Here is a 21097-nt window from a genome sequence, read left to right as displayed (position 1 = left end):
AGGGCGCAGGCAGACCTGCGGTAACTGCTCCATAGCTGGCCGGATAGCTGGCCGGGCACGTCCGGCTTGACCGATGCAGTAAGCTGATGAATTCCCTGCCCCTCTGCCGCCCCGTGCGGATGGTCTTTCGCGCCCCATGCTTATCCGCCGCCTCGCCCTGCACCAACTGCGTCGCTTCAATGCGGTGGAGCTGTCGCCCCAGCCGGGATTGAACCTGCTGACCGGCGACAACGGTGCCGGCAAGACCAGCGTGCTCGAGGCCCTGCACCTGATGGCCTATGGGCGCAGCTTCCGTGGTCGTGTCCGCGATGGATTGGTGCGCCAGGGCCAGGAAGCGCTGGAAATCTTCGTGGAATGGGACGAACAACGTGCCAATCACCCGCCGCACCGCCGAAAGGCCGGCCTGCGGCACAGTGGCCAGGATTGGAGGGGGCGCCTGGACGGCGAAGACGTGGCCCAGCTCGGCAATCTGTGCGCAGCGCTTGCGGTAGTCACATTCGAGCCAGGCAGCCATGCGTTGGTCAGCGGTGGTGGTGAACCCCGCCGCCGATTCCTCGATTGGGGCTTGTTCCACGTGGAACCTGATTTCCTGTCCCTGTGGCGCCGGTATTCGCGGGCACTGAAACAGCGCAATGCCCTGCTCAAGCAAGGTGGCCCGTCGCGGATGCTGGATACCTGGGATCACGAACTGGCTGAAGCCGGCGAACCGTTGACCAGCCGTCGGCAGCACTACCTGGAGCGTCTGCAGCAGCGCACCGTGGCGCTGGCTTCCAGCCTGGCCCCGCAGCTCGGCATCCAGGCACTGGAACTCAGCCCGGGCTGGCGTCGGCACGAGCTCCCTCTGGCCGATGCGCTGCTTCTGGCCCGGGAACGTGACCGCCAGGCCGGATACACCTCGGTCGGTCCGCACCGGGCAGACTGGAGCGTGGATTTCCACAGCATTCCGGGTCGCGATGCGCTGTCCCGCGGCCAGGCCAAGCTGACGGCATTGGCCTGCCTGCTGGCGCAGGCCGAGGACTACGCGGAACAGCGCGGCGAATGGCCGGTGATCGCATTGGACGATCTGGGCTCGGAGCTGGATCGCACCCACCAGGCGCGGGTTCTGCAGCGCCTGCTCGGTGGGCCGGCGCAGATCTTCATCACCGCCACCGAAACGCCGGCGGCGCTGCAGGAACTGACCCACATCGCCCGGTTCCACGTGGAACATGCACAGATCGTGGCTGTGCCATAGTGGGCACACCAGGGCCGCTCGACCCCGGCTGGTATAATTCGGGTTGAAATCCTTTCATTCTCGGCGCATCGCTCCAAGCGGTGGCCGACCTGCGGAGCCTACGGCAAGCGCAATGAGCGACGAACAGAACACCCCGGCAAACAACGGCAATTACGACGCCAACAGCATCACCGCCCTGGAAGGCCTGGAGGCTGTCCGCAAGCGACCCGGCATGTACATCGGTGACGTGCATGACGGCACCGGTCTGCACCACATGGTGTTCGAGGTTGTCGACAACTCGATCGACGAAGCGCTGGCCGGCCACGCCGATCACGTTGCAGTGACGATCCACGCCGATGGCTCGGTTTCGGTATCCGACAACGGTCGCGGCATTCCGACCGGCAAGCACGAGCAGATGAGCGCCAAGCTCGGTCGCGAAGTGTCGGCTGCCGAAGTGGTGATGACCGTCCTGCACGCAGGCGGCAAGTTCGACGACAACAGCTACAAGGTGTCCGGCGGCCTGCACGGCGTCGGCGTCAGCGTGGTCAACGCGCTGTCGCAGAAGCTGCTGGTGGACGTGTTCCAGAACGGCTTCCACTACCAGCAGGAATTCAGCAACGGCGCCGCCGTGACCGCGCTGGCCAAGCTGGAAACCACCACCAAGCGCGGCACCACCGTGCGCTTCTGGCCGTCGACGGTCGCCTTCCACGACAACGTGGAATTCCACTACGACATCCTGGCTCGCCGCCTGCGCGAGCTGTCGTTCCTGAACTCCGGCGTCAAGATCGTCCTTGCCGACGAACGTGGCGATGGCCGCCGTGATGACTTCCACTACGAAGGCGGCATCCGCAGCTTCGTGGAGCATCTGGCCCAGCTGAAGACCCCGCTGCACCCGAACGTCATCTCGGTCACCGGCGAGCACAACGGCATCGTCGTGGATGTGGCGTTGCAGTGGACCGACTCCTACCAGGAGACGATGTACTGCTTCACCAACAACATTCCGCAGAAGGACGGCGGCACCCACCTTGCCGGCTTCCGCGGTGCGCTGACCCGTGTGCTCAACAACTACATCGAGCAGAACGGCATCGCCAAGCAGGCCAAGATCAACCTGACCGGCGATGACATGCGCGAAGGCATGATCGCGGTGCTGTCGGTGAAGGTGCCGGACCCGAGCTTCTCCAGCCAGACCAAGGAAAAGCTGGTCAGCTCCGACGTGCGCCCGGCGGTGGAAAACGCCTTCGGCGCGCGCCTGGAAGAGTTCCTGCAGGAAAACCCGAACGAAGCCAAGGCGATCGCCGGCAAGATCGTCGACGCTGCGCGTGCACGCGAAGCGGCGCGCAAGGCCCGCGATCTGACGCGCCGCAAGGGCGCGCTGGATATCGCCGGCCTGCCGGGCAAGCTGGCCGACTGCCAGGAAAAGGACCCGGCGCTGTCCGAACTGTTCATCGTCGAGGGTGACTCGGCAGGTGGCTCGGCCAAGCAGGGCCGCAACCGCAAGAACCAGGCGGTGCTGCCGCTGCGCGGCAAGATCCTCAACGTGGAACGCGCACGCTTCGACCGCATGCTGTCCTCCGACCAGGTGGGTACGCTGATCACGGCCTTGGGCACCGGCATCGGCCGTGACGAGTACAACCCGGACAAGCTGCGGTACCACAAGATCATCATCATGACCGACGCCGACGTCGACGGCGCCCACATCCGCACCCTGCTGCTGACCTTCTTCTACCGTCAGATGCCGGAGCTGATCGAGCGCGGTTACGTCTACATCGGCCTGCCGCCGCTGTACAAGATCAAGCAGGGCAAGCAGGAGCTGTACCTGAAGGACGACCCGGCGCTGGACAGTTACCTGGCCAGCAGTGCGGTGGAAAACGCCGCGCTGGTGCCGGCCACCGGCGAACCGGGCATCGAAGGCCTGGCGCTGGAAAAGCTGCTGCTGGCCTATGCCGCCGCGCTCGATTCCATCGAACGCAATGCCCACCGCTATGACCGCAATCTGCTCGAAGCGCTGGTCGATTTCGTGCCGATGGACATGGACAGCCTGCGCAATGCGGGCGAAGGCGAAGGCCTGGATGCGCTGGCCAAGCGCCTCAACCAGGGCAGCCTGGGCAGCCCGCGTTTCAGCCTGGAACTGCAGGAGGCCAACGAGGAGCGCCCCGCCGCCGTGCTGGTGACCCGTCGCCACATGGGCGAGGAGCACATCCAGGTGCTGCCGCTGTCGGCGTTCGAAAGTGGCGAACTGCGCGCGATCCACCAGGCCTCCAAGCTGCTGCACGGGCTGGTGCGCGAAGGTGCAACGATTTCCCGCGGCGCCAAGTCGATCGAAGTCGACAGCTTCGCGAAGGCGCAGAACTGGCTGCTCGAGGAGGCCAAGCGCGGCCGCCAGATCCAGCGATTCAAGGGTCTGGGTGAAATGAATCCGGAGCAGTTGTGGGATACCACGGTGAACCCGGAGACCCGTCGCCTGCTGCAGGTGCGCATCGAGGATGCGGTCGCTGCCGACCAGATCTTCAGCACCCTGATGGGCGATGTGGTCGAACCGCGTCGTGACTTCATCGAAGACAATGCGCTGAAGGTCGCCAACCTGGATATCTGACACAATCGGGACCTGGCCGGTGCGCGGGGAGCTGCACCGGCCTTCGTCCCTTGAACGCAGGTACCTGATGTCCGCATCCGCCCCGGTCTCCGCCGCTCCGCCTCCGGTTCCGCCGCCGTCTACCCCGCCGCGCGCCGTGGCACCGTTGGCAGGTTTCTTCATCGACCTGGGCATCGCCGCCGTCACCCTGGTCGGCCTGAGCATGGTCACCGGACTGTTCTGGGGCTTCTACCGTGCGATCGTGGTCAGCCGCGCCAACGTCGCGGCCAATGGCGGTGCACTCACACCTGACAGCGCCGGCGCGGCAGTGGGCCAGCCCGGGGCCCTGGCCCAGATCCTGATGGCCCTGATCGCCACCGGTGGTGCCGCGCTGCTGCTGTACTTCTGGCGGCGCCCGGCGAACGCCGGCGAACGCCTGGCCTCGCGACAGGCGCTGCAGCGTCCTTCCACCTGGGGCTGGACCCTGCTGGTGGCCACGCTGATCGTGGTTGGCAGCAACGGCGTCGCCTTCCTTTCCAAGCAGTTCGGCATCGAGCCGGTGCCGACCAACGTGGAACTGATGCAGAGCGCGATCGCGCGCTTCCCGTTGTTCCTGGTGCTGTTTGCGGTCGTCCTCGCCCCCGCCTACGAAGAGCTGCTGTTCCGTCGTGTCCTGTTCGGGCGCCTGTGGCAGGCCGGCCGCCCCTGGCTGGGCCTCATCCTCAGCAGCCTGGCGTTCGCCCTGGTCCATGAAGTGCCCGGTGTCAGCAAGAACTCGCTGCTGGGCATGGCGCAGCTGTGGCTGGTCTACGGCGGCATGGGTGCCGCCTTCTGCTGGCTGTACCGCCGCACCGGCACCCTGTGGGCGGCGATCACGGCGCATGCGCTGAACAACGCGGTGGCGCTCGCCGCAATGGTGTTCCTGGGGTCAACGTAACGCCGTGCCCGCTTGACGAAAGATTAAGCAGGTACGCTACACACTGCGCACATGAACACGGGGGCGGACCCATGAAACAACTGCTGCTGGCTCTAGTCATCACCACCGTGGTCAGTGCCTGTGCGACCACCACCTCGCCAACCGGAAGACGGCAGATGGTGGGCGGCGTATCGCAGGCACAGCTTGACCAGCTCGGCGCGCAGGCGTTTGCCGAGACCAAGCAGAAAGAGAAGATCAGCACCGATGGCCGCCAGAACGGCTACGTGCAGTGCGTGGTCAACGCGTTGGTCGCGCAGTTGCCGCCTCAGTACCGCGGCGTACGGTGGGAGACCGCCGTGTTCGTCGACAAGGAACCGAACGCCTTTGCCCTGCCCGGCGGAAAAGTGGGCGTGAACACCGGCATTTTCACCGTCGCCAAGAACCAGGACCAGTTGGCTGCCGTGATCGGCCATGAGATCGGCCATGTCATCGCGCGTCACCACGAAGAACGCATCACCCGGCAGATGGGCGCGCAGACCGGCCTGGCCGTGCTGGGCGCGCTGGCCGGTGCCGCCTATGGCGATGGCGCCGCCAGCACGGTCAACCAGCTGGGTGGGATGGGCGCGCAGGCGGCCTTCCTGCTGCCGGGTTCGCGCACGCAGGAAAGCGAGGCAGACGTGATTGGCCAGCGGCTGATGGCGCAGGCTGGATTCAACCCGGCCCAGGCCGTGGACCTGTGGCAGAACATGATGGCCGCCAGCGGCGGTCGCAGCCCGCAATGGCTGTCCACCCACCCCGATCCGGCCAACCGGATCCAGGAGCTGCGACGTGATGCACCGGGCCTGACGCCGGTCTACCAGCAGGCGCAGGCGGCCGGGCTGCGGCCAAAGTGCGGATGAGTGCGCAGTTCTATGCTGTATTGCAGCACATAAAACGATTTCTCACGCCATCTGTTTCTGATACGTTTGGCGGCTCAGATTTTTCTGACAGTCCGACTTTGCCGCTATCCGGCGGTTCGATCGAGGTGAACGATGATTTTCCGTAACCACAAAGCTGTGCTTTCCGTCCTCGTCGCGACCGCCCTGACCGGCGCCGTGGTCACCGATGCCTTTGCGCAGTCCTCGCGTTCCTCCGACCGTGGCAGCCGCGGCGGTAGCAGCAAGCAGGCCAAGGCCGAACCGCTGTACCCGAATGCGACCCGCCAGGAGCCGACCGCCAAGGCCTCGGCCAAGATGGGCAGCAAGCTGCAGAAAATGATCGACAGCTACAACAAGGAAAAGTTCCCGGAGACGCGCGAACAGGCTGACGCGATCCTGGCCGACAGCGCTTCCAACGAGTACGACAAGTCGCTGGCCGCGCAGCTGGCCTCGCAGGCCGCCTACCAGACCGACGACGTGCCGGGCGCCATCGCGTATCTGAAGCAGGTGATCCAGTTCAACGGCCTGGACAACAACGGCCACTTCCAGTCGATGCTGATGCTGGGCCAGCTGCAGCTGCAGGAAGACAAGACCGCCGAAGGCCTGGCCACCCTGGACAAGTACTTCGCAGAGAGCAAGTCGACCAAGCCGGAAGAGCTGATCGCCAAGGGCCAGGCGCTGTACCAGCTGGAGCGCTATCAGGAAGCGATCCCGGTGCTGAAGCAGGCCATCGCCGGCGCCGCCGAGCCGAAGGACAACTGGAACCAGCTGCTGATGGCGGCCCTGTCCGAAGCCGGCCAGACCGGTGAGGCCGTGCAGGCCGCAGAAGCGCTGGCGGCCAAGAACCCGACGGACAAGAAGGCCCAGCTGAATCTGGCCAACATGTACATGCAGGCTGACCAGATGCCGAAGGCCGCCGCGGTGATGGACAAGCTGCGCAGCAGCGGCCAGCTCACTGAAGAGCGCGAGTACAAGCAGCTGTACTCGATCTATGCCAACACCGAGAACAAGGAAAAGGACGTCATCGCGGTCATCAACGAAGGGTTGCAGAAGGGCATCCTGAAGCCGGATTACCAGGTCTACCTGGCGCTGGCCCAGTCCTACTACTACTCCGACCAGGTGCCGCAGGCGATCGATGCGTGGCAGAAGGCTGCCCCGCTCTCCAAGGACGGTGAGACCTACCTGAACCTGGCACGCGTCCTGCATGCCGAAGGTCGCGTCCCCGAGGCCAAGCAGGCCGCCCAGCAGGCGCTGGCGAAGGGCGTGAAGAACCAGGCGGATGCCAAAAAAATCATCAACCTGAAGTAAGTAGGAATAACGCCTGAATGCCTGCTCAGTTGATGCGCAGGCGCTCAGGATTGGTATAAGCTTGGAGGTTCCTGCGGTGTCATGCACCGCTGATCAGGGATCCCGCCCCCGGGATTCCGGCCCCACTATTGAGCTCTTGGCGCATGACGGAACAACTAGTCGTTCACCGGTACGAACAACCCGATGACAAGGGGCTGAGCTGGCCTCGCATCGTCGGCATCGCGTTTGTAATTGCCCTGCATCTGGCCGCCTTCATGATGCTCCTCATTCCCGCCGTGGCTCCCAAGGCCGTCGCGGAGAAGGAGCGCAACGTCATGGTGACCATCGTCGACGCGCCGCCGCCGCCCCCACCGCCGCCGCCGCCGCCGCCGCCGCAGGATACTCCGCCACCGCCGGTGAAGAATCTGTCGCCGCCGAAGCCGTCGCCCGTACCGCCGCCGCCGCAGGCGCCGGTCGTGGACGTGCCGGAGCCGCGCCCGAACGATATCGTCACCCCGCCGTCGCCCCCGTCGCCGCCGGCTCCGCCGACCTCGATCGAGGCCAGCGTTGACATCTCGTCGAAGGCCATGAATCCGCCGCGCTATCCGCCGGCCGCCTTCCGCGCGGGTATCCAGGGCGAAGTGATCCTGATCATTGATGTCGATGCCAACGGCAACGTCACCAATGTCACGGTGGAAAAGTCCAGCCGTAACCGCGACCTGGACCGTGCTGCGATGGAAGCAGCTCGCAAGTGGCGCTTCAACGCCGCTGAATCTGGCGGTAAGAAGGCGGCAGGTCGCGTTCGCGTCCCGGTCAACTTTGCGCTGAACTGATGCGTCCGGGTGGCCCTCCGGCCACCCCCGCTCCCGGTTCGATTGTTTAGCTTAGCTACACCCTTTATCACCACACACAACAAAGGTAAGCGTCATGCTGCAGGAAATTTTCATCGCCGCTGCTGCCGGGGGCAATCCGTCCAACGCCCTGTCGCAGATGGGCTTCGAGCACCTGATCCACGAAATGACCACCAAGCCGGGTGATTTCGCGGTTTCCTGGGTCGTGCTGCTGACCCTGATCGCCATGTCGGCCATGTCCTGGTACTGGACCGTCATCAACATCTTCCGTGCCACCCGCCTGAAGAGCGCCGCTGACCGCGTCGTCAGCCTGTTCTGGGACACCCCGAACGCGCAGGACGCCATCCGTGCGATGGAAGAGCAGCCGGCTTCGGAGCCGTTCTCGAAGATCGCCCTGGACGCTGCCCAGGCCGCTGCCCACCACCAGCGCGCTGAAGGCGGTGCTACCGGCGGCGTCGGTGAGAACCTGAGCCGTTCGGAGTTCGTCGACCGCGCTCTGCGCCAGGCCGTCACCCGCGAAAGCAACAAGCTGCAGTCGGGCATGACCCTGCTGGCCACCGTCGGCGCGACCGCTCCGTTCGTCGGTCTGCTGGGTACCGTGTGGGGCATCTACGGCGCGCTGATCAAGATCGGTGCCACCGGCTCCGCTTCGATCGACGCCGTTGCCGGCCCGGTGGGTGAAGCGCTGATCATGACCGCGATCGGTCTGTTCGTCGCAATCCCGGCCGTGTTCGCCTTCAACTTCTTCAGCAAGATCAACAGCGCGACCATCAGCAAGTTCGATACCTTCGCGCACGACCTGCACGACTTCTTCGCCACCGGTTCGCGCGTCCGCTAATTGCGGCGCGCGACACCCAGCGACGAAGTAAGTAGTCACCAAGATCTAGACGGAGCCCGTTATGGCTTTCAGTAGTGGTAACAGCGGCGGCCCCATGGCCGACATCAACGTTACGCCCCTCGTGGACGTGATGCTGGTGCTGCTGATCATCTTCATCATCACGGCGCCCCTGATGTCCCACAAGGTCAAGGTGGATCTGCCGGAAGCCAACCTGATCCAGAAGCCGGAAGATGCTGAAAAGCGTCCGAACCCGATCACGCTGGCAGTCAAGGAAGACGGCTCGATCTACTGGAACGACGAAGAAATCAACAAGCAGACTCTCGAGTCCCGCTTGGCGACCGCCGCACAGCAGACCCCGCAGCCGCCGCTGAACCTGCGTGGTGACCGCACCACCAAGATGCGCGTCATCAACGACCTGACCAAGGTCGCGCAGGAACAGGGCATGCTGGACGTCGGCTTCGTTGCGACCAAAGAAAAGGGGCAATAAGCCATGGCATTCAGTAGTGGTGGTGGCAAGGGCCCCATGGCAGACATCAACGTCACGCCCCTCGTGGACGTGATGCTGGTTCTGCTGATCATCTTCATCGTGACCGCGCCGATCATGACGTACCCGATCGCCGTGGACCTGCCGCAGCGCGTGCTCAACCCACCGCCGCAGCTGGTCGAACCGCCGCCGCCGATCGAACTGAAGATCGACGCCAGCAACCAGGTCTCGTGGAACAACAGCCCGATCAATACCAGCGAGCTGCAGCAGCGGATGGAGCAGGAGGTCCAGCGTGACCCGACCAACCAGCCGGAACTGCGCATCGACGCCAGCCCGGATTCCGAGTACGACGTGATGGCCAAGGTTCTGGCCGCCGCGAAGAATGCTCAGATGAAGAAGATCGGATTTGTGCAGCAGTAAACGCTACACCGCAATACAACAGTCATGACGCGACTGCAGACGCCCCTGGAAACAGGGGCGTTTTTTTGTGTTCTCGTCGTGGCGCACGGGTTGGGGTCAGATCCCTTTTCCTGAGGAAAGGGATCTGACCCCATCCGACCCCATCCGGCAGCAGGCGCCGCTATGATCGGCGGATGCTCGCCCTCTTCGACTCCCTGCGCCATTGGCTCGACGGCATCGCCCACCTCGGCACGATCCTGGCGGTGGCCTACCTGCTCTACCTGTTCGCGCTGGCGGGCTGGATCATGCTGCAGAAGCGCGAGCCGGTGGCCACGCTGAGCTGGATCCTTTCGCTGGCACTGCTGCCCTACCTCGGGCTCTTCATCTACTACCTGCTGGGGCCGCAGAAGGTGAAGCGGCAACGGCTGCGTCGTGGCCGTGCACGCTCGGGCATGGAGCACTACAGCGATGTCTGCCCGCCCGATTCGGACTGCACCGAGCTGGCCAAGGTTGCCCAGGCCACCACCGGACTGGCGCCCAGCAGTGCCACCGAGGTGACCTGGCTGGTCGACGGCGCAGCCACCTATGCCGCGCTGCTCGACGCGATCGCGCAGGCGCGCGACCACGTGCACCTGGAGTACTACATCTTCAACCCCGACCATGCCGGCACCGCACTGCGCGATGCCCTGGTCGAACGTGCGCAGGCCGGTGTGCAGGTGCGCCTGCTGCTGGATGCGGTGGGCTCTTCCGCCCTGCCCCGGCGCTTCCTGCAGCCACTGCTGGACGCCGGCGGCGAAGCGATCTGGTTCCATCCGCGACAGCTGCTGAAGCCGTTCAAGCGCCCGTGGCTGAACCTGCGCACCCACCGCAAGCTGGTGATCGTCGACGGTCGCCTCGCCTTCACCGGCGGCATCAACATCACTGACGAGGAAGACGAGAGCCGCAGGCCCGACGCTTACCGCGACCTGCACATGCGTATCCGCGGCCACGTGGTGCGCAGCCTGCAGCTGGTGTTCGCCGAGGACTGGCTCTATGCCAGTGGCCAGGACCACTCGCGTTTCGACATCGCCCGCCTGTGGCCGGCCGACATGCCGCTGCGTGCGGATGGATCGATCAGCGCCCAGGTGCTGGTGTCCGGGCCCGACTCGGGCTGGGAGACCATCCACCGCCTGCACGTGGCGGCGATCCAGGAAGCACACGAGCGCGTGTGGCTGGTGACGCCCTACTTCGTGCCCGGTGAAGCAGCGAGGATGGCGCTGACTTCGGCCGCGCTGGGCGGCCTGGACGTGCGCCTGCTGGTGCCGAAGATGAGCGACTCCTGGTTCGTCACCCAGGCCGCACGGTCCTACTTCGACGAACTGCTGCACGCGGGCGTGAAGATCTACGAGTACGGCCCGCGCATGCTGCATACCAAGGCATTCATCGCCGACGACGATGTCTGCATCGTCGGCAGCGCCAACTTCGACCACCGCAGCTTCCGGCTGAACTTCGAACTGTCGATGATGATCAGCGACCGTGACCGCGTCGCTGCGCTGGCCGAACTGCTGCAGGGCGAATTCGACCGTTCCATGCGGGTGCACGACCAGGCCGGTCGCTCGCTGTGGCTGCACCGCCTGCCCGAGGCCTTCGCCCGGCTGGCCTCGCCGCTGCTCTGACGCAGCGCTACACTGCGGCGATCATCCGGGGAGCCCGACTATGTACTGGTTGTACCTGCTGCTGGCGCTGGGCTGCTTTGCCTTCGCGCTGAAGACCCCGAGCGCGGGGTTGATGACCCTGTGCCTGCTGGCGGCGCTCGGCTTCCTGCTGGCCTGGGTGCGCGGCCGCTACGTGGCCCGTTTCGGCGACCTGCAGCGCGACCCGGCCACGCTGATCGATGCCGAGGAGCTGCGCCGCCTGCGCGAACAGGCCCAGGCCCGCCGCACTGACGACCACAACGACCACGACCCGTCCCCTCTTTCCAAGTAGTTCCGTTCCATGACCCAGCTCAGCGTCAACGTCAACAAGATCGCCGTCCTGCGCAATTCGCGCGGCGGCGCCGAACCGGACGTGGTGCGTGCCGCCCAGGCCTGCCTGGATGCCGGCGCGCATGGCATCACCGTGCATCCACGGCCGGACCGCCGGCATATCACCGCCGAGGACGTGCTGGCCCTGTCCACGCTGACCCGCGCGCGTGGCGTTGAATTCAACATCGAAGGCAATCCGTTCGCGCCGCCGCGCGAGGGCTACCCGGGGCTGCTGCCGCTGTGCGAACAGACCCGTCCGGCGCAGGCCACCCTGGTCCCCGATGATGATGGCCAGATCACCTCCGACCACGGTTTCGACTTCGAACGCGATGCCGAGCGCCTGCGTCCGCTGGTGGCTGCGCTGAAGGCCATGGGGTGTCGGGTCAGCCTGTTTGTTGACGCGGGCAACCCATTGCTGGAGCAGGCAGCTGAGGTGGGGGCGGACCGCATCGAGCTGTATACCGGGCCCTATGCAGAGGCGCATGCGGCGGGCGATGCCGATGCGATGCTGGCGCTGTTCGCCACTGCTGCCCGACGAGCGCAGGCCGTCGGCCTGGGTGTCAATGCTGGCCACGACCTGTCGCAGGACAACCTGCGCGACTTCCTGGCCCACGTGCCGGAGGTGCTGGAGGTGTCGATCGGTCACGCGCTGATCGGCGAGGCACTGTATGACGGGCTGGATGCCACCGTGCGCGGGTACCTGGCGCTGCTCTGATGCATTGCAGCCGAGCGTAGGCTCGGCTCCACAAGGTCTCTGCATCAACTGTAGAGCCGAGTCCATGCTCGGCTCAGCCTCGCCCTGAACCCTTCAGGCGGCCGTCGCAGCCATTGAGACGGCCACGACGTACCCTGCCGAAATGGGTATTGCGATCAAGGGCCGAGGTTCCACGTCCCACCTTGCCGGGCGCTTTGAAAGCACCGTCAGCGAGGCGGTGGACGACGGCTGGGCGGTCGACGAAAGCGAAGAGTTCCTCGCCCCGCGCCTGCGCACCGAAGTACGCGCCGAAACCGCGCGCAGCATCATCACCCGCAACAACTCGCCCGACATCGGCTTCAGTCAATCGGTGAATCCCTACCGCGGTTGCGAGCACGGCTGCTCGTACTGCTTCGCCCGCCCTTCGCATGCCTATCTGAACCTGTCGCCGGGGCTGGACTTCGAGACCAAGCTGTTCGCCAAGACCAATGCGCCGCAGCTGCTGCGCAAGGAACTGTCGAAACCGGGCTATGTGCCGCAGCCGATCGCACTGGGCATCAACACCGATGCGTACCAGCCGATCGAACGCAAGTTCAAGCTGACCCGCCAGCTGATTGAAGTGATGCTGGAGACCCGGCATCCGTTCTCGCTGATCACCAAGAACGCGCTGGTCGAGCGCGACATCGATCTGCTCGCGCCGCTGGCCGCGGAGAACCTGGTCAGCGTGCACTTCTCGGTGACCTCGCTGGACCCGCATCTTTCCGCGAAGCTGGAACCGCGTGCATCAGCGCCACATGCACGGCTGCGCGCGATGAAGCGCCTGCATGACGCCGGCATTCCGGTCGGTGTGATGGTGGCACCGGTGATTCCCTGGATCAACGACAGCGAGCTGGAAGCCGTGCTGGAGGCTGCGCACGGCGCAGGTGCGAGCACCGCCGGTTACGTGCTGCTGCGCCTGCCGCTGGAAGTGGCACCGCTGTTCCGCGACTGGCTGGATACGCACCATCCCGATCGCGCTGCGCACGTGATGAGCACCATCCAGCAGCTGCGCGGTGGCAAGGACTACGACAGCCAGTTCGGCACGCGTATGCGTGGCCAGGGCGTGTATGCCGATCTGTTGAACAACCGCTTCAAGCTGGCACGCAAGCGTCTGGGCTTCAATGCACAGAACAGCCATTGGCCGAAGCTGGATTGCAGCCGTTTCCAGAAGCCGCTGCCGCCGAAGAAGGAGTCGCCGCAGGGCTCGTTGTTCTGAGTCCATCAGTCGAGCATGGCTCGACTCTACATACGCGGCCGACGAGCAGCTCGGCATTACCCTCCAAACAACTTCTGCGCACTCTGGAACAGGATCCAACTCGTCGCGATGAACTTGTCGCCACCCTGCGGCCGGTTGCCACGATGGGTGTGGGTGAACGCCGTCGGGGCGATCAGCAGGCTGCCGGTACGCGGCGCGATCTTGCGGCCCTGGAACAGGAACTCGGTTTCACCTTCGTCAAAGTCGTCGTTGAGGTACAGCGTCCACAGCACATGCCGGTGCAGGGTCTCGGCCTGCGCATCCTTCGGGTACAGCTCGCAGTGCCAGTACGGGTAGCCGCCCTCGCCCGCCGCATACCACTGCAGGTTGATCGCACCCGGGCGCAGGCAGGTGCGGGCCAGGTCGGCCAGCTGCTGCTGCGGCATGTCGGGGAAGTCCTCGGCAGACAGGCGTCGCGGTTGGCCGTTGCTGTCCTGGATCTGCAACATCAGTGGGGCGATCAACGCCTGTGGATAACGGCGTAGATAAGTCAGCAGGCCGTTGAACACCGCAATCTGCAGCTGCTGATCAACATCCTGCCAGCCGTCCAGGCCACTGATGCGCAGATCCTTGCTGTGCTTGAGTTCCGGGAACACGCCACTGCCCACCGCACCGGGCAGCAGGCCACGCGTCGCACGCATGCGCTCGACGATCGCCGCGCAGACCTCGCTGGGGACGGCGTTGTGGATGACTTCGATGAAATCGACCGGGCCCTGCTCGTGCATGCGTGCGTTCCTTCGGCGGCAACGGCTTGATGGTGCCGTTTGCCGCCCTCGGTGTCACCCCACGGTCATGTCATCGATCTGCCATGACCGCTGTCAGGCGATCGGTTGTCAGCCCTGTGCGTCGTCGTGTGCGTGGTGGTAGCGCACGGCCTCGGCCACTTCCTCGCGCGAACCGAGGAACACCGGCACGCGCTGGTGCAGCTGGTCGGGCTGGATGTCGAGGATGCGCTCGCGGCCGGTCCAGGCGGCGCCGCCGGCCTGCTCGACCAGCAGGCCCATCGGGTTGGCTTCGTACATCAGGCGCAGCTTGCCGGCCTTGGACGGGTCCTTCTTGTCCCACGGGTAGATGAAGATGCCGCCGCGGGTAAGGATGCGATGCACGTCGGCCACCATGCTGGCGATCCAGCGCATGTTGAAGTTCTTGCCGCGTACGCCTTCCTTGCCCGCCAGCAGGTCGCCGACGTAGGCCTGCATCGGCGCTTCCCAGTGGCGCTGGTTGGACATGTTGATCGCGAATTCCTGGGTGGCCGCCGGGATCTGCATGTTCTCGGTGGTCAGCACGAACTCGCCCTTCTCGCGGTCCAGGGTGAAGGCGTGGGTGCCATGGCCGACGGTCAGCACCAGCTGGGTGCTGGGCCCGTAGATGCAGTAGCCGGCGGCGATCTGCTTGCTGCCCGGCTGCAGGAAGGCGTCGTCGCCCGGCAGCTCGACATTGGTCGGGCAGCGCAGCACGGAGAAGATGGTGCCGACGGAGACGTTGACGTCGATGTTGGAGCTGCCATCGAGGGGATCGAACAGCAGCAGGAAATCACCGCGGGGATAGATGTCCGGCACCGGCTGGCTGTGGTCCATTTCCTCCGAGGCGCAGGCGGCGAGGTGGCCACCCCAGGCGTTGGCTTCGAGCAGGATCTCGTTGCTGATGACGTCGAGCTTCTTCTGCGCTTCACCCTGCACGTTGCCGGTACCGGCGTCGCCGAGCACGCCACCGAGGGCGCCCTTGCTGACGGCGATGGAGATGCTGGTGCAGGCGCGGGCGACGACCGCGATCAGCTGGCGCAGGTCGGCATTGATGCGGCCGGCGTGCTGTTCCTGGATCAGGAAGCGGGTCAACGAAGTACGGGACATGAGCGGGCAGGTCTCGGCAGCGGGAAAACGCCTATTGTCGCCCGTCTGGCGGGGGCGTGCGTGAGCGCGGGAAGGCGTAATCGTTTCCAGATGCGTTGCGCTCGTGGCGCCTTCCTTCCGTGGAGCCGAGCCCGCGCTCGGCTGCTCTTCGTCCTTCATGCCGCACAAGCCGAGCGTAGGCTCGGCTCTACAGAGACCAGGGCGCAAAAAACAAAGGCGCCTTTCGGCGCCTTTGTCCTCAAGCTACTGGAGCGTTGCTTCAGCCCTTGGCGACGGTGGCCACGGCCTTGGCGACGTATTCCAGGTTGTTCTGGTTCAGCGCGGCCACGCAGATACGGCCGGTGCCGACGGCGTAGATGCCGAACTCGTCGCGCAGGCGCTCGACCTGCTCACGGCTCAGGCCGGAGTAGGAGAACATGCCGGCCTGCTCGTTGATGAAACCGAACTGCGGTGCACCGGCAGCGGCCAGCTTCTCGACCAGGCCGTGGCGCAGGGCGTGGATGCGCTCGCGCATCTCGGTCAGCTCCTGCTCCCACATCGCACGCAGTTCCGGGTTGGTCAGCACGCCGGCCACCAGTGCAGCGCCGTGGGTGGATGGGCTGGAGTAGATGGTGCGGATCACGCGCTTGACCTGCGATTGCACGGCCTTGGCGTCAGCGGCGGTCGGCGCCACCATCGACAGCGCACCCACGCGCTCGCCATACAGCGAGAACGACTTGGAGTACGAGTTGGCGACGATGAAGCTGTCGATGCCGGCTTCGGCGATGATGCGCACCGCTGCGCCGTCCTGCTCGATGCCCTTGTCGAAGCCCTGGTAGGCCATGTCGATGAAGGGGAACAGCTGCTTGTCCTTCAGCAGTTGCGCGACCTGCTTCCACTGGGTGACCGTGAGGTCAGCGCCGGTGGGGTTGTGGCAGCAGGCGTGCAGCAGCACCACGGTGCCGGCTTCCAGCTTGCCCAGGTCGGCCAGCATGCCGTCGAAATCGACGCCATGGGTGCCCGGGTCGAAGTAGGTGTAATCCAGCACCTCGAAACCAGCGGCGCTGAACACCGCACGGTGGTTTTCCCAGCTCGGGTTGCTCAGCGCAACGGTGGCGTGCGGCAGCAGCTTCTTCAGCACGTCGGCGCCGACGCGCAGCGCACCGCTGCCACCAACGGTCTGCGCGGTGGTCACGCGGCCGGCGGCCAGCAGCGGCGAATCCTTGCCGAACACCAGCTCACGCGTCGCCTGCGTGTACGCCGGCAGGCCATCGATCGGCAGGTAGCCGCGCGGTTTGGCTTCAGCGGCGAGCTGCTGCTCGATCTGCTTGACGGCGCGCAGCAGCGGAATGCGGCCGCTCTCGTCGTAGTAGATGCCCACACCCAGGTTGACCTTGGTCGGGCGGCTGTCGGCGTTGTACGCCTCGGTCAGGCCCAGGATCGGGTCGCCTGGGACCAGTTCCACGTTTGCAAAGAAGGACACGGCGGTACTCGTTCGGTAGACGGAAAGGGGGAGGAAGTGCGCTACGCGGTCCGCGGCTTTTCGGCCGGAAACAGCCCATCGTAACAAAGCCTGCCGGGGCTGGCCGCCGCCATCGTCATCCGCGGCCCCGTACCATGGCGTGCGTTGCCGCCCGATCCATCAACCTGAATCATGAATCCCGCCGCACGACGCCGTTGCCTGCCGCTGTCCGCCCTGCTGCTGTCGCCTTGGACGGCGGTGGCCGAGCCTGCGCCCACCGCCCTGCCTGCGGTGCAGGTACAGGCCGCCCGGGTGCCGGGCATCGATCCGTTCGCGCTGCCGGCCAGCCAGGACACGGTCTGGATGGACGCCAGCCGCGCGGGCACCGGTGCGCAGCTGTCTGAGGCCTTGGCCGGGGTCCCCGGACTGCTGGCACGTGACCGGCAGAACTTCGCCCAGGACACGCAGCTGTCGATTCGTGGCTTCGGCGCACGCTCGACCTTCGGCGTGCGCGGGGTGCGGGTGCTGATCGACGGCGTGCCGGCCACCATGCCTGACGGCCAGGGCCAGCTGTCGCATGCCAGCCTGTTGGGCGCCGAGCGCATCGAGGTGCTGCGCGGGCCGTTCTCGGCGCTGTACGGCAATTCCTCCGGTGGCGTGCTGCAGGTCTGGAGCGCGCAGGGCCAGGCCGGTGACCCGTGGCGGTTGCGCGTGAATGCCGGCGCCGACAACACGCTCAGTGTCGGCGCACAGCTCAAGGGTGCCGGCCCAGCGCTGGACTACAACATCGCGGCCAACCACTTCCGCACCGATGGCTGGCGGGACCACAGCCGTGCGCGCCGCGAATCGCTCAACGCACGCGTTGGTGGTGATCTGGGCGGTGGGCGGCTGGAGTTGCTGCTCAATGCGCTGGATGCCCCCGATGCGCAGGATCCGCTGGGCCTGAGCCGTGCCCAGGTGGCGGCTGATCCGCGCCAGGCCACGGCAGTCGCGCACCAGTACAACACCCGCAAATCGGTGCGCCAGCAGCAGGCTGGCCTGCGCTGGACCCGGGAGACCGGGGCACAGCGCTGGCAATTGATGGGCTATGCCGGCCAACGCACGGTGACCCAATACCTGCCGATTCCGCCGGCACCCCAGACCAACAGCCCGCTGCATGCCGGCGGCGTGATCGATCTGCAGGGCGGGTATGGCGGGCTGGACGCGCGCTGGGGCTGGCACGGCGACCTCGCCGGCCGGCCGCTGGACCTGGTGGCCGGGCTCAGCGCCGACCGCCAGCGCCAGCACCGCACCGGCTACGAGAACTTCGTGGGCAGCGCCCTCGGGGTGCGCGGGCGCCTGCGTCGTGACCAGATCGATACCGTGCAGAACGTGGACCAGTTCGCCCAGGCCTGGTGGCAATGGAGTCCGCGCTGGTCGCTGCTGGCCGGGGTGCGCCACAGCGCGGTGCGTTTCGACTCGGACGATCGCTACATCACCACCCGCAACCCGGATGACAGTGGCCACCGGCGCTACCAGGCGACCACGCCGGTGGCAGGCGTCAGCTTCGAGGCCAGCCCGCAGTGGCGCCTGCATGCCGCCGTGGGGCGTGGATTCGAGACCCCCACCTTCAACGAGCTGGGGTATCGCGCCGATGGTCAGGCGGGTCTGGCGCTGGATCTGGCGGCCGCCCGCAGCCGCAGCCTGGAGCTAGGCAGCAAGTGGCACGCACAGGATGGAACCCAGCTCGATGTCAGCCTGTTCCGTGCAGATACCGACGATGAGCTGGCAGTTGCCAGCAACATCGGCGGTCGCAGCACCTATCGCAACATCGGCCGCACCCGCCGCCAGGGTGTGGAACTGCAGTATCGCCAGCCGCTGGCCGAGCAGCTGGAGCTGCAGCTGGCGTGGACCTGGCTGCAGGCGCAGGCGCGTTCGCCGTACCTCACCTCCAACACCCTGGTTGCCGCCGGCAGCCGCCTGCCCGGGGTACCGCGCCAGCAGGCCTTTGCCCGGCTGCAATGGTCGCCCGGCCAGTGGCAGTGGGCGCTGGAGGCCTCCGCCAGCAGTGATACCGTAGTCAACGACGTGGCGACCGAACGCGCGCCCGGCTTCGCCCTGCTGCATCTGGAAGGCGGCCGTCGCTGGGCCCTGCCGGGTGGCGAGCTGCGCGCCTTCGCCCGGATGGAGAACGTGCTGGACCAGGCCTACATAGGCTCGGTGATCGTCAACGATGGCAACGGGCGCTTCTACGAACCGGGACCGGGACGGCGGGCCAACGTCGGCCTGCAATGGTCGTGGCGTTGAAGGGGTAGTGCCGGCCGCTGGCCGGCATCGCGCCGTGCAGGACGTCAGGAGGTTGCCGGCCAGCGGCCGGCACTACCCGTCAGTCGGGGGCCTTGGCTGGCACGAACGGCGATGTCGGGTCGCTGGCCGGGAAGGTCTCCTCCAGCGCTTCGTCCTGGTTGTCGCTGGCGCGCTGCTTGCGTTCGCGGCGCTTGAGCGGGCTTTCCTGGCCACCGCGATGGCGGTCACCGCCATCCTTGCGGTCCTGCGCCGCCTGTTCAGCCTCGTGCTTCACCGGCAGATGGTCGCTCCCGTGCTCGGCATCGAAGAACGGTGCGCCGGTGCCACGGTAGTCGGCGTTGTCGGCATCGCGTTTGCCGCGCTGCTCGCCCGGAATGGGCGGGTGGTTTGCGCGCAGCGGGTCGCGGGAGGTCTCTCGGCTCATGGTCTGGCTACCTGCGCTCGGGGTTCCCACTACACCGCGACGCAGGTAAAGCCGCCGCGAACCTGGCGTCATGAACATCTCGCTCACCCGCTGGTAACGGCACCGCGCGTATTCCTGCCCACCCGCCCCGCTGCAGGAGCCGGCCATGCCCCGTCTTGAACGACCCGCACCGTCCGTGTTCAACGCCCTGCTCGATCCGCTCGGCCAACGTACCGCGCAGCGCCGCACGCGCCGCCATGAGGATCCGCAGGCGGTGGCCCAGGACTATCTGCAGTACATGCTCAGTGACTACGAGGAACGTCGCGGGCAAAGTCATCGCAACTGGCGTGACCTGTGCCCGGTCTATGCCTTCGCGTTGACAACCCATGCTGCCGACTGGCCGCGCGGCGACGCTGCCGATACCTGCGAGGAATTGGCCGAGCACTGGGAACAGATGCGCGGGCAGTCGCGGCTGGGCTGGTCGCAGGCGCGGCCGGTGGTGGAGGACGCCTGGCGCGCGCTGGACCATATTCCGGCGGCGGCGGTGAGGCCGTTGCTGCAGTAGTGCCGGCCGCTGGCCGGCAACCCCAGGACACTTGAGGCCGCGAGCTCTGCCGGCCGGCGGCCGGCACTACCGCACCTGCGTGGAACCCACGTGCACGGTATCGACACGGGTGGTTTACACCGCCCATCCGAAGCTGGGTGCCCTGCCCCATCAAAGGTGCGTCCATGGCCCGCCCGATCTGGACCGGTACGCTGTCCTTCGGACTGCTCAATGTGCCGGTGTCGCTGATGTCCGGCGAACGCAAGGTTGACCTGCAGTTCCGCATGCTCGACTCGCGCGATCGCAAGCCGATCCGTTTCGAAAGGGTCAACGCCGACACCGGCGAGGAAGTGCCCTGGAAGGACATCGTCAAAGCCTATGAGTACGACAAGGGCAGTTATGTCGTGCTGGAGGAAGGCGACATCCGCTCGGCGGCGCCGGAAAGCCACGAAGCGGTGGAGGTGGAATCCTTCGTGGACGCAGCGCAGATCGACCCGCGCTACTACGAGAAGCCGTACCTGCTGGTGCCCGGCAAGAAGGCCGAAAAGGGCTACGTGCTCCTGCGCGAAACGCTGCGCAGTACCGGCAAGGTAGGCATTGCCCGGGTGGTGGTGCGCACGCGCGAGTACCTGTGTGCGGTGATGCCGCATGCGGACGCGCTGGTGCTGATGATCCTGCGCTATCCGCAGGAACTGGTGGATCCCGAGGACTACAAGCTGCCTGCCGGCAAGCTGTCCGACTACCGCATCACCAGCAAGGAAACGGCGATGGCCGAGCAGTTGATCGAGTCGATGTCCGGCGATTGGGACCCATCGCACTACCACGATGAATTCCGCGAGCGCCTGCAGCAGGTGCTGAACAAGCGCATCAAGTCCAAGGGCGGCACCACGCGGGTGGAAGATGAGCCCGCACCACACGAGGATGCGACAACGAACGTTGTCGACTTCATGGCGTTGCTGCAGAAGAGCCTGGATGCGAACAAGCGCACGCCGGCGAAGAAGGCCGCAACGCGCAAGGCAGCTGCAAAGTCGACGGTGAAGAAGGCCGCAAAGAAGACAACGAAGAAGGCTGCGAAGAAGGCCGCACCACGGCGCAAGGCAGGTTGAAC

20 protein-coding genes are annotated in these 21097 nt (G+C 65.9%); 16 read left to right on the top strand and 4 right to left on the bottom strand.

The genetic code is table 11. The annotated features are described in order from the left end of the window. The first annotated feature begins 136 nt into the window (after positions 1-136). The 13 genes from recF to ACUVWL_RS17365 all read left to right on the top strand — a co-directional run bounded on the left by recF (position 137) and on the right by ACUVWL_RS17365 (position 13426). A complete protein-coding gene (gene recF / locus ACUVWL_RS17425) occupies positions 137-1231 on the top strand; it encodes a DNA replication/repair protein RecF (protein ID WP_445978602.1) in 1095 nt (364 codons plus the stop codon). Positions 1232-1343: 112 nt separating this feature from the next. After that, positions 1344-3803, top strand: coding sequence for a DNA topoisomerase (ATP-hydrolyzing) subunit B (gyrB, locus tag ACUVWL_RS17420; protein WP_014645407.1), 2460 nt, complete (start codon positions 1344-1346; stop codon positions 3801-3803). Positions 3804-3870: 67 nt separating this feature from the next. Continuing rightward, positions 3871-4719: a CPBP family intramembrane glutamic endopeptidase gene (locus ACUVWL_RS17415; RefSeq protein ID WP_046433405.1), complete on the top strand. Its 849-nt coding sequence runs from the start codon at positions 3871-3873 to the stop codon at positions 4717-4719. Between the two features lie 71 nt (positions 4720-4790). Further along, entirely contained in the window at positions 4791-5597 is an 807-nt protein-coding gene (locus ACUVWL_RS17410; protein WP_014645409.1) for a M48 family metallopeptidase, read from the top strand. Between the two features lie 132 nt (positions 5598-5729). Continuing rightward, positions 5730-6923, top strand: a complete 1194-nt coding sequence (locus tag ACUVWL_RS17405) for a tetratricopeptide repeat protein (protein ID WP_014035419.1) — start codon at positions 5730-5732, stop codon at positions 6921-6923. Between the two features lie 143 nt (positions 6924-7066). Continuing rightward, entirely contained in the window at positions 7067-7735 is a 669-nt protein-coding gene (locus tag ACUVWL_RS17400) for an energy transducer TonB (protein WP_049408447.1), read from the top strand. Between the two features lie 94 nt (positions 7736-7829). Next, positions 7830-8591: a TonB-system energizer ExbB gene (exbB, locus tag ACUVWL_RS17395; protein WP_005411738.1), complete on the top strand. Its 762-nt coding sequence runs from the start codon at positions 7830-7832 to the stop codon at positions 8589-8591. A gap of 61 nt (positions 8592-8652) precedes the next feature. Continuing rightward, positions 8653-9078: an ExbD/TolR family protein gene (locus tag ACUVWL_RS17390; RefSeq protein WP_005421196.1), complete on the top strand. Its 426-nt coding sequence runs from the start codon at positions 8653-8655 to the stop codon at positions 9076-9078. A 3-nt stretch (positions 9079-9081) separates the two neighbouring features. Further along, positions 9082-9495, top strand: a complete 414-nt coding sequence (locus tag ACUVWL_RS17385) for an ExbD/TolR family protein (protein ID WP_005411740.1) — start codon at positions 9082-9084, stop codon at positions 9493-9495. A 173-nt stretch (positions 9496-9668) separates the two neighbouring features. Beyond that, entirely contained in the window at positions 9669-11129 is a 1461-nt protein-coding gene (gene cls, locus ACUVWL_RS17380) for a cardiolipin synthase (protein WP_111206047.1), read from the top strand. A gap of 40 nt (positions 11130-11169) precedes the next feature. Beyond that, complete coding sequence (locus ACUVWL_RS17375; RefSeq protein WP_014645412.1) at positions 11170-11439, top strand: hypothetical protein; 270 nt, start codon at positions 11170-11172, stop codon at positions 11437-11439. 9 nt (positions 11440-11448) lie between these two features. Further along, positions 11449-12192, top strand: coding sequence for a pyridoxine 5'-phosphate synthase (locus tag ACUVWL_RS17370; RefSeq protein WP_014645413.1), 744 nt, complete (start codon positions 11449-11451; stop codon positions 12190-12192). A 142-nt stretch (positions 12193-12334) separates the two neighbouring features. Next, positions 12335-13426 (top strand): PA0069 family radical SAM protein, encoded by a 1092-nt coding sequence (locus ACUVWL_RS17365; RefSeq protein WP_445978601.1) that lies wholly within the window; start codon positions 12335-12337, stop codon positions 13424-13426. Positions 13427-13482: 56 nt separating this feature from the next. Here ACUVWL_RS17365 and ACUVWL_RS17360 read toward each other — a convergent pair whose 3' ends face one another. The 3 genes from ACUVWL_RS17360 to ACUVWL_RS17350 form a co-directional block, all read right to left on the bottom strand. Next, positions 13483-14190 (bottom strand): 2OG-Fe(II) oxygenase, encoded by a 708-nt coding sequence (locus tag ACUVWL_RS17360; RefSeq protein WP_032957940.1) that lies wholly within the window; start codon positions 14188-14190, stop codon positions 13483-13485. A 108-nt stretch (positions 14191-14298) separates the two neighbouring features. After that, positions 14299-15315 (bottom strand): class 1 fructose-bisphosphatase, encoded by a 1017-nt coding sequence (locus ACUVWL_RS17355; protein ID WP_032957939.1) that lies wholly within the window; start codon positions 15313-15315, stop codon positions 14299-14301. A 259-nt stretch (positions 15316-15574) separates the two neighbouring features. Then, positions 15575-16777 (bottom strand): amino acid aminotransferase, encoded by a 1203-nt coding sequence (locus ACUVWL_RS17350; RefSeq protein ID WP_014645417.1) that lies wholly within the window; start codon positions 16775-16777, stop codon positions 15575-15577. Positions 16778-16948: 171 nt separating this feature from the next. Here ACUVWL_RS17350 and ACUVWL_RS17345 point away from each other — a divergent pair, with 171 nt between their 5' ends. After that, entirely contained in the window at positions 16949-19042 is a 2094-nt protein-coding gene (locus tag ACUVWL_RS17345; protein WP_445978600.1) for a TonB-dependent receptor family protein, read from the top strand. 79 nt (positions 19043-19121) lie between these two features. Here ACUVWL_RS17345 and ACUVWL_RS17340 read toward each other — a convergent pair whose 3' ends face one another. Next, on the bottom strand, positions 19122-19466 hold the full coding sequence (locus ACUVWL_RS17340) for a hypothetical protein (RefSeq protein WP_014645419.1): 345 nt from the start codon (positions 19464-19466) through the stop codon (positions 19122-19124). 145 nt (positions 19467-19611) lie between these two features. Here ACUVWL_RS17340 and ACUVWL_RS17335 point away from each other — a divergent pair, with 145 nt between their 5' ends. Beyond that, entirely contained in the window at positions 19612-20010 is a 399-nt protein-coding gene (locus tag ACUVWL_RS17335) for a hypothetical protein (protein ID WP_014035432.1), read from the top strand. A gap of 164 nt (positions 20011-20174) precedes the next feature. Then, the gene (gene ku / locus ACUVWL_RS17330; RefSeq protein ID WP_032958403.1) at positions 20175-21095 is read left to right on the top strand and encodes a non-homologous end joining protein Ku; all 921 of its coding nucleotides are present in this window, start codon (positions 20175-20177) and stop codon (positions 21093-21095) included. The last annotated feature ends 2 nt before the right edge of the window (positions 21096-21097 follow it).

This window comes from Stenotrophomonas muris (assembly GCF_052751275.1).
The sequence above is the reverse complement of the archived record's forward strand: the minus strand, read 5'-3'. Positions and strand labels throughout refer to the sequence as shown.